We start from the raw sequence: 8906 nt of genomic DNA on the forward strand, positions 1-8906 counted from the left end.
GTTCGATTCATCCGGCGTCCGCTTCGCGCACCGCGCGCACGAACGCCGCCATTCGGGCGGGATCCTTCACGCCCTTGGCGCCCGGCACTTCGATGCCGCTCGAGACATCGACCGCGTACGGGCGCACACGCCGAATGGCGTCACTGACGTTTTGCGTGTTCAACCCACCACTCAAAACGGCCCGATGCCCGAGATCTGTTGGGATAAGTGACCAATCGAATACCTTTCCACCACCGCCGAAGCCCTCGACGAGAGCGTCGAGCAGGAGGCCGCCTGCGGCTTTGAATTTGATTGACGATTCTATCAAATGGCCTGCAGACGCATCAGGCCCAATTCGCAGTGCGCGCCAATAGGATTTACCCGCAATTGCGGCAAGTTCGTCGCATTGCTCGGGCGTTTCGTCGCCGTGAAACTGCAGCAGCGAAAGCGGCACGTTCGACGTCACCTCGCGAATCCACTCGGACGTTGCGTTGACGAACAGGCCCACGGCGGACACGAGCGGCGGCACGTGCCGCGCCAGTTCGACCGCCTGCGCGACGCTCACCGAGCGCGGGCTCGGCGGATAGAACACGAAGCCGACGGCGTCGGCGCCCAGCGCGACAGCGTGCTGCACGTCCTCGGCGCGCGACAGTCCGCACAGTTTGATGCGGGTGCGATGCAAATCTCTTTCGTTCATTTCGACTCGGCCCAGACAGCGCTCCAGGGCATGGCGGAGATATGCGGCGGCGGCACCGCGAAGTGGTCAGGATAGCCGACCTGCGCCAGATACAACCCATCGGGCATGAAGGTCGGCGCGGCGACGCGGCGGTCGCGCGCAGCGAGCACGTCGGCCATCCACGACGCCGGATGCCGGCCTCGGCCGATCGCGACGAAGCATCCCATCAGGTTGCGCACCATGTGATGCAGGAACGCATTCGCGCGAAAGCGGAAGTGGATGAAATCGCCCTGCTCGCGCACGTCGATCTGATAGACGTGCTTGACCGGCGTCTTCGACTGGCAATCGGCCGCGCGGAAAGACGAGAAGTCATGCTCGCCGATGAGGCACGCCACCGAATCGCGCATCGCGCCGACGTCCAGCGGCGTGTGCACCCAGCCCGTGCGTTTCGCCAGCATGGGTGAACGCACCGGATTGACGTACAAAACGTAAAAGTAAGTACGCTCGAAGGCTGCGAAACGCGCGTGGAAATCGTCCGGCATCGGCTTCGCCCACTGCACGGCGACCGTGTCCGGCAAGAACGCGTTCGTGCCGCGCACCCACGAGAAATCGGTGCGATCGAGCTCGGTATCGAAATGCACGACCTGACCGACGCCGTGAACGCCGGTGTCCGTGCGCCCGGCGACGACTGTTTGCAGCGGCGTCTGCGCAAATTCCGCGAGCGCGCGCTCGAGTTCGTTCTGCACCGTCTTGCCGTGCGGCTGGGACTGCCAGCCGCAAAACGCCGAACCGTCGTACTGAATGCCCAGTGCAATGCGCATCAGGAGTGCGGCGCCAGCGTCGAAAGGAGCGTGGCGGCCTGCTGACGCGTCGCGGGATCGTTCGATTCGATCACTTCCTGAAGCAACGTGCGCGCGCCCTGAAGATCGCCCAGTTCGATGTATTCGGCGGCCAGTTCGAGCTTGTTGCGCGCGATCGTCGCGAGTTGCGCCGGCGTCAGCGCGGGCATGTGCTCGGTTGCGGCGGAGGAATGGCCGAGGTCGAAGTCGAGGCTCAGCGGGCCGTACCGGGTCGCGCCGAGGCCCGCGACGGATGCCGCGCCGGCCGTGCCCGCTTCGATCTGCGACGCGACCGATTGCGCGCGCGTCGCGGCTTGCGCCTGCTGCGCCGGATCGTGCGCGGCGACGGGTTGCGGCACGAACGGCACATGCCCGATCGGCGGCGCGCCGGTCTGCGAAGGCGCGCTTTCGGCGTGCGCGTCGCGCGGCGGCGGCCCGAGCGTCGGCAAAGGCGGGTTGCCGGCGGTCGGCGAAGCGGATGTCACAGGCTGTCCGGAATCCGGTGCCTTTAAGGCCACTTCCATGCGCGGCGGCAGTTCCATGTCCAGCGAATCGAGCGCCTGAATGGCTTCCTGCGGAAACTTGGGCATCGGGAAGCGATGCGCCATCACGGGCTCGTCGTCCGGCGCGAGGCCCGCTTTCTCGGCTTCGACCGCCGCCCGTTCCTCGATCGCGCGCTGCTCGGCGGCGCGCTGTTCGGCCGCCTCTTCCTCGGCGTTGCGCGCCTGGAGTTCGCGGAGCTCCGCCTCCCGCGCGATGATTTCACGCGCCGCGGCCTCGCGCGCCTGTTCCTCGCGCTCTGTCACATGACGCAACTCCGCGTCGCGCGATTCCGATTCGCGGCCGGCCAGATCGCGTTCGAGCGCTTCCCGCGCGGCGGCTTCGCGCGCGCGAATCTCGCGCTCCTCCGCTTCGCGTGACGCAGCCTGGCGTGCCGCGGCCTCGCGCTCGTCGATTTCCCATTTCTCGGCCTCGCGGCGAGCGGCCTCGCGCGCCGCGATCTCGCGCAGATGTTGCTCGTGCGCGTCTGCGTCGCTGGCTTGCGCGTCCGGCGTGGGCGGAACGAAAGCGGAATGGCGGGCGGCAGGCGCGACAGGTGCGAACGGCTCGTTCCGATTCGGCTGGTCTCCGGATGCGGCGGGCTTCTCTTCGGTCGACGGCGGCAGCGCTTCGTCGGACGGCGCCGCTGGCGTCTGGGGCGCATCGGCATTCCCGACGCTCGTAGAAGCGGCGTACAGCCCCGTCTGATCCTGCTCGGCCGGCTTGCGTTCGCCCTCGGCCTGCGTGCGCGACCGGCGCAGCGCTTCGTTGCGCGCGTTGGCATCGGCCTGAGCTTCTTCGAGCGACGAGAACGTCCGGGCGCCGCGATCGAGGTCATCGGCCTTCGCGGCGGCTCGCTTCGCGCTGCGCTTCCTGAGCAGCAAAAAGCCGATCAGCACGATAACGGCCGCGACGATGAACGGGGTCAGTCCGATGGCCGCCGGCGCCACACCGGTATGGTTCGCGGGCGCGGGAGTGGCAGGTGCGCTCGCGGGCGCGGCCGTCGCGGGCGGTGCTTCGGGCGTCTGCTCCGGCGCGCTCGCAGCGCCGGCCGTCGGACTCGCCTCGGGCGTTGTCACCGACGCGGGCGCCGCGGCCGACGCCGTTGCAGTCACGCTTTCGGAGGGCGGCGCGGCCGTGGCGGACGCGGCAGCTTGCGCGGGCGCACTCTCCGGCGTCGCGGAAGCGGGAGCCGAAGGGGCCGCTCCAGGCGCCGCAGCGCCGCCGAGTTCGGCGGGCACGTTCAGCATCGCGCCGAGCTTCAGCTTGTTGATGTCGTGATTGCCGAACGCGTTCGGGTTGGCGTCGAACAGCGCGCGCGCCGCACGGGCGCGCACGTCGCGATCCTTCGAACCGGTGAGTTCGCCGGCGATATCGTTGAGCGATTGCCCCGGCTTGACCGCGTAGGTCTGCCCTGTCGCGGCAGCGGCCTCGGCGCCGCTCGCCTGAGCGAGCGCAGCGCCCGGAGTCGCCCAGAACAGCGCGCATGCGGCGAAGCTTCCGGCGGCGAACGCGGCGCGCGATGACGAAAGGAGAGACCGGCGAGGTCGTTGGATCATTGAGGCTCCGGGTACGGCGAAAAATTGAAACGTGCGCCAAAACCGTTTAACGAACACGGCTTCGCAATCACGCGGCGCAAAAACAAAAAGCGCCGCAAGCAGCGCGACGCTTTTCGAGATGCCACGCGCTTCCAGGCGCGTAGTTTACTTTACTTGTCCAGCAGAATGCGCAGCATGCGGCGCAGCGGTTCAGCGGCGCCCCACAGCAACTGGTCGCCGACCGTGAACGCCGACAGGTATTCGCCGCCCATCGCCAGCTTGCGCAAACGGCCGACCGGCACCGTCAGCGTGCCCGTGACGACCGCGGGCGACAGGTCGCGGATCGACACATCGCGTTCGTTCGGCACGACCTTCACCCAGTCGTTCGCCGAGGCGAGGATGCCGTGCACTTCGTCCAGGGGCACGTCCTTCGTGAGCTTGATGGTGAGGGCCTGCGAGTGGCAGCGCATCGCGCCGATACGCACGCAGAGGCCATCCACGGGAATCGAGCCCGGCGTGCCCATCGCGGGCTTGCCGAGAATCTTGTTGGTTTCCGCGCCGCCCTTCCACTCTTCCTTCGACATGCCGTTGCCGAGATCCTTGTCGATCCACGGAATCAGCGAGCCTGCGAGCGGCACGCCAAAGTTGTCGATGGGCATGCGTTCGCCGTTCATCGCCGACAGAACGCGGCGATCGATGTCGAGAATCGCCGATGACGGATCGGCCAGATCTTCCTTCGCCGAGCCGTAGAGCACGCCCATTTGCTGGAGCAGTTCGCGCATGTTCTGCGCGCCCGCGCCGGAGGCGGCCTGATAGGTCATCGCGGTCGTCCATTCGACGAGATTCTCGCGGAACAGGCCGCCGAGCGCCATCAGCATGAGGCTGACCGTGCAGTTGCCGCCGATGAAGTCGCGGCCGCCCTTGACCAGCGAATCCTTGATGACGTCGAGGTTGACCGGGTCGAGGATGATGACCGCATCGTCCTTCATGCGCAGCGCCGATGCCGCGTCGATCCAGTAGCCCTTCCAGCCCGCCGCGCGCAGCTTCGGGTACACCTCGTTGGTGTAGTCGCCGCCCTGACAGGTGATGATGGCGTCGCACTTCTTCAGGTCGTCGATGCTCGTTGCATCCTTGAGCTTCGTCTCGTTTTTGGCGAACGACGGCGCGTTGCCGCCCGCATTGCTGGTGCTGAAGAACACCGGTTCGATCAAGTCGAAATCGCCTTCCTGCTGCATGCGCTGCATCAGGACGCTGCCGACCATGCCGCGCCAACCAACGAGACCTACGTTCATGACTAACCTTTAACTGTGGACGCTTCCCCGCATCTTTACCCGGCGTGGCCGCGCGGGGAAGACGCTCGGACACGAGGGACGATCAGCGAATCGTGATCGCTTTGATGGAGATTTTCGTAATGCGCGTTTTAGCCGTGGCTTTGATGGCCACGATGCGCTTGATGATGGCGAGATCCGTCGAGCGAGCCTGAGCGCCGCCTTCGATGAGATCCGGGGAGAATTGAGAGTTCTTCGCCATAATTTTTGCAGTCTACACGAACTTTTCGCGTTTTCGTCGGGGCGTTGCTGCACCTGCGTGAAAATCGCGTGAAACGTGCGAAAACATCGGTAAAAAGAGACGATCGGCCGCGTTATTCTGCAAACGGCCGATCGTCTTTTCGTGCTTTTACAGCGCCTTCAGCACTGCATCGCCCATTTCCTTCGTGCCGACAATCTTGCCGTCCGCCGTCGCGATGTCGCCGGTGCGGTAACCCTGCTCCAGCACCTTTTTCACGGCGCTTTCGATGCGGTCTGCCTGCTCCGTCTTGCCGAGCGAGTAGCGCAGCATCATCGCGGCGGAGAGGATGGTCGCGAGCGGATTCGCCACGCCCTTGCCCGCGATGTCCGGCGCGGAACCGTGCGACGGCTCGTACAAGCCCTTGTTGTTCTTGTCGAGCGACGCCGACGGCAACATGCCGATGGAGCCCGTCAGCATCGCGGCTTCGTCGGACAGGATGTCGCCGAACATGTTGCCGGTCACGACCACGTCGAAGGCTTTCGGCGCCTTGACGAGCTGCATCGCGGCGTTGTCCACGTACATGTGCGACAGCTCGACGTCCGGATATTCCTTCGCGACCTCGATCATCGTGTCGCGCCACAGTTGCGACGTTTCGAGCACGTTGGCCTTGTCGACGCTCGTCAGTTTCTTCTGGCGCTTCTGCGCCGCCTGAAACGCGACGTGTGCGATGCGGCGCACTTCGGGTTCCGAGTAGCGCATCGTGTCGAAGCCTTCCTTCGCGCCCTGGAACGGACCGTCCGGAGCGTCGCGCAGGCCGCGCGGCGCGCCGAAGTAGATATCGCCGTTCAGTTCGCGGACGATCAGGATGTCGAGCCCCGACACGATCTCCGGCTTCAAGGACGACGCACCCGTCAGTTGCGGGTAGCAGATCGCCGGACGGAAGTTCGCGAAGAGTTGCAAATGCTTGCGCAGGCCGAGAATCGCCTGCTCGGGACGCAGCGCGCGCTCGAGCTTGTCGTATTTCCAGTCGCCGACGGCGCCGAACAGAATGGCGTCGGCTTCTTTCGCGAGTTTGAGCGTCGCGTCAGGCAGCGGATGGCCGCTCGCCTCGTAGCCCGCGCCACCGACCGGCGCCTCTTCCAGTTCGAACTTTTCGCCGAGCGCGTTCAGCACCTTGACCGCTTCGGCCATGATTTCCGGACCGATCCCGTCGCCGGGCAGGACTGCAATTTTCATCTTTCGCTTCCTTTGAATTTATCCGATCACGCGGTTGTTCAACCACGGCTGCTTCGTCAAACGCTCCGCTTCGAACGCCTTGATCTTGTCCGCGTGACGCAGCGTGAGGCCGATATCGTCGAAACCGTTCAGCAGGCAGTACTTGCGGAAGCCCGGCACGTCGAACTTGTATTCGGTGCCGTCGCCGGTGCGCACGACCTGCGCTTCGAGATCGATCGTCAGCTCGTAGCCGACGAACGCATACGTCTCGTTGAACAGCTTGTCGACTTCCTGCTCCGCCAGCACAACCGGCAGAAGACCGTTCTTGAAGCAGTTGTTATAGAAAATGTCCGCGAAGCTCGGCGCGATGATCGCGCGAAAGCCGTACTGATCCAGCGCCCACGGCGCGTGCTCGCGCGAACTGCCGCAGCCGAAATTCTTGCGCGTCAGCAAAATCGACGCGCCCTGATAGCGCGGCTGATTCAGCACGAAGTCGGGATTGAGCGGACGGTTGCTGTTGTCCTGGCCCGGCTGGCCGACATCGAGATAACGCCATTCGTCGAACGCGTTCGGGCCGAAGCCGGTGCGCTTGATCGACTTCAGGAACTGCTTCGGGATGATCGCGTCCGTATCGACGTTCTCGCGATCCAGCGGCGCGACGAGGCCGCTATGTACGATGAATTTTTCCATGACGTTCGAACCTTATCGGATGTTTAAGCGAGCTTGCGCACGTCGACGAAGTGGCCTTCGATCGCCGCGGCGGCGGCCATCGCGGGGCTCACGAGGTGCGTGCGTCCGCCCGCGCCCTGACGGCCTTCGAAGTTGCGGTTCGACGTGGATGCGCAGCGTTCGCCCGGCTCGAGCCGGTCGGCGTTCATCGCGAGGCACATCGAGCAGCCCGGCTCGCGCCATTCGAAACCGGCATTCGTGAAAATCTTGTCGAGGCCTTCGCGCTCGGCCTGGGCCTTCACGAGACCGGATCCCGGCACGACCATCGCGAGTCGAACGTTCGACGCGACGCGCTTGCCCAGCGACTTCACGACATACGCGGCCGCGCGCAGGTCTTCGATACGCGCATTCGTGCACGACCCGATGAAAATCTTGTCGGGCTTGATCGATTCGATCGGCGTGTTCGGCTGCAATGCCATGTAGGTCAGCGCGCGTTCCATCGCGTCGCGCTTGACCGGATCTTTTTCCTTCTCGGGATCGGGCACGCGGCCATCGATCGAGGTCACCATTTCCGGCGACGTGCCCCATGTCACCTGCGGCACGATCTCGGCGGCATTCAGTTCGACGACGCGGTCGAACTGCGCGCCATCGTCCGACTTGAACTGGCGCCAGTACTCGACCGCCTGATTCCACTCGACGCCCTGCGGCGAGTACGGACGATCCTTCAGATAGTTGATGGTGGTGTCGTCCACGGAGACCATGCCGGCGCGTGCGCCTGCTTCGATCGCCATGTTGCAGACAGTCATGCGGCCTTCCATGGTCAGCGCGCGGATGGTCGAGCCGCCGAATTCCATGGCGTAACCCGTACCGCCCGCCGTACCGATCTTGCCGATGATCGCGAGCACGATGTCCTTGGCCGTGCAGCCGCGCGGCAGTTGCCCTTCGACCTTGACGAGCATGTTCTTGCTCTTCTTCTGCAAGAGCGTTTGCGTGGCGAGCACGTGCTCCACTTCCGAAGTGCCGATGCCATGCGCGAGCGCGCCGAACGCGCCGTGCGTGGACGTGTGCGAGTCGCCGCAGACGATGGTCATGCCCGGCAGCGTGGCGCCCTGCTCCGGCCCGATGATGTGCACGATGCCCTGACGGAGGTCGTTCATCTTGAACTGCGTGATGCCGAAGCTATCGCAATTCGCGTCGAGCGTATCGACCTGCAGTTTGGAAACCGGATCGGCGATGCCGTGCGAGCGATCGGTCGTCGGCACGTTGTGGTCGGACACCGCCAGATTCGCGCTGATGCGCCACACCGGACGGTTCGCCATCTTGAGGCCCTCGAAGGCCTGCGGGCTCGTCACTTCATGCAACAGGTGACGGTCGATGTAGAGGATCGAGGTACCGTCCTCTTCCGTGTGGATGACATGCGTGTTCCACAGTTTGTCGTAGAGAGTCTGTGCCATGGTGAGCGCTTTCGTGTGTGACTGCGGGGGATTTATGGGTGTGCAGCTTGTGGACCGATTATGCCACTTCCGCAAGCGAGATGGGTACTAGGCTGCGGGAAAAAACCTATAAAAAACAGTTAGTTATGGTAGTGGCGCCAGTACCCGGATGAACAGTACCCGGCTCGACGGAAGCAAGAGACCAAAGGAGGACGGTCCATGCTCGCACCTTAGCGGCGAGGCGAGGTCGATTGCGCGTTGCAGCAGAGCGATCTCGATCACCGCAATTCATCGTCTGAATTTTCGGAACAAGGAAATAAAAAACCCCGGCGATCGCTCGCCGGGGTTTTTCCACATCTACCTGAACCTAAGCTGTCCGCTTAACGCTTCGCCAGCGGCTTCGCTTCACGCGGGGCCTGGCCGATGAACAGCTGACGCGGACGACCGATCTTCTGCTCGGGATCGGCAATCATCTCGTTCCACTGCGCGATCCAGCCGACCGTACGCG

The 8906-nt window shown here is 64.4% G+C and carries 8 protein-coding genes; all 8 read right to left on the bottom strand.

Annotation, left to right across the window (positions count from 1 at the left end; all coding sequences use genetic code 11):
* Positions 1–7: 7 nt before the first annotated feature.
* A complete protein-coding gene (locus AWB79_RS32195) occupies positions 8–676 on the bottom strand; it encodes a phosphoribosylanthranilate isomerase (RefSeq protein WP_061171492.1) in 669 nt (222 codons plus the stop codon).
* Positions 673–1476 carry a tRNA pseudouridine(38-40) synthase TruA gene (gene truA / locus AWB79_RS32200; RefSeq protein WP_061171493.1) on the bottom strand — a complete coding sequence of 268 codons (804 nt, stop codon included), beginning with the start codon at positions 1474–1476 and terminating at the stop codon, positions 673–675. The genes AWB79_RS32195 and truA overlap by 4 nt, the downstream gene beginning before the upstream one ends.
* Positions 1476–3593, bottom strand: a complete 2118-nt coding sequence (locus AWB79_RS32205) for a FimV/HubP family polar landmark protein (RefSeq protein WP_082862535.1) — start codon at positions 3591–3593, stop codon at positions 1476–1478. The genes truA and AWB79_RS32205 overlap by 1 nt, the downstream gene beginning before the upstream one ends.
* 149 nt (positions 3594–3742) lie before the next feature.
* Positions 3743–4864 (bottom strand): aspartate-semialdehyde dehydrogenase, encoded by a 1122-nt coding sequence (gene asd, locus AWB79_RS32210; RefSeq protein WP_061171495.1) that lies wholly within the window; start codon positions 4862–4864, stop codon positions 3743–3745.
* Positions 4865–4946: 82 nt separating this feature from the next.
* On the bottom strand, positions 4947–5102 hold the full coding sequence (locus tag AWB79_RS39810) for a hypothetical protein (RefSeq protein WP_157695896.1): 156 nt from the start codon (positions 5100–5102) through the stop codon (positions 4947–4949).
* 147 nt (positions 5103–5249) lie between these two features.
* On the bottom strand, positions 5250–6317 hold the full coding sequence (leuB, locus tag AWB79_RS32215) for a 3-isopropylmalate dehydrogenase (protein ID WP_061171496.1): 1068 nt from the start codon (positions 6315–6317) through the stop codon (positions 5250–5252).
* An 18-nt stretch (positions 6318–6335) separates the two neighbouring features.
* Entirely contained in the window at positions 6336–6986 is a 651-nt protein-coding gene (gene leuD, locus AWB79_RS32220; RefSeq protein ID WP_061171497.1) for a 3-isopropylmalate dehydratase small subunit, read from the bottom strand.
* Positions 6987–7009: 23 nt separating this feature from the next.
* Positions 7010–8419 carry a 3-isopropylmalate dehydratase large subunit gene (gene leuC / locus AWB79_RS32225; protein WP_061171498.1) on the bottom strand — a complete coding sequence of 470 codons (1410 nt, stop codon included), beginning with the start codon at positions 8417–8419 and terminating at the stop codon, positions 7010–7012.
* Positions 8420–8906: the final 487 nt, after the last annotated feature.

The organism is Caballeronia hypogeia (assembly GCF_001544875.2).
In the GTDB taxonomy this organism is placed as follows: Bacteria; Pseudomonadota; Gammaproteobacteria; order Burkholderiales; family Burkholderiaceae; genus Caballeronia; species Caballeronia hypogeia.

What these genes read in the sequence shown, in the direction of transcription:
- AWB79_RS32195 (WP_061171492.1), bottom strand. Translation starts at nt 676, where the DNA reads ATGAACGAAAGAGATTTGCATCGCACCCGCATCAAACTGTGCGGACTG.
- truA (WP_061171493.1), bottom strand. Translation starts at nt 1,476, where the DNA reads ATGCGCATTGCACTGGGCATTCAGTACGACGGTTCGGCGTTTTGCGGC.
- AWB79_RS32205 (WP_082862535.1), bottom strand. Translation starts at nt 3,593, where the DNA reads ATGATCCAACGACCTCGCCGGTCTCTCCTTTCGTCATCGCGCGCCGCG.
- asd (WP_061171495.1), bottom strand. Translation starts at nt 4,864, where the DNA reads ATGAACGTAGGTCTCGTTGGTTGGCGCGGCATGGTCGGCAGCGTCCTG.
- AWB79_RS39810 (WP_157695896.1), bottom strand. Translation starts at nt 5,102, where the DNA reads ATGGCGAAGAACTCTCAATTCTCCCCGGATCTCATCGAAGGCGGCGCT.
- leuB (WP_061171496.1), bottom strand. Translation starts at nt 6,317, where the DNA reads ATGAAAATTGCAGTCCTGCCCGGCGACGGGATCGGTCCGGAAATCATG.
- leuD (WP_061171497.1), bottom strand. Translation starts at nt 6,986, where the DNA reads ATGGAAAAATTCATCGTACATAGCGGCCTCGTCGCGCCGCTGGATCGC.
- leuC (WP_061171498.1), bottom strand. Translation starts at nt 8,419, where the DNA reads ATGGCACAGACTCTCTACGACAAACTGTGGAACACGCATGTCATCCAC.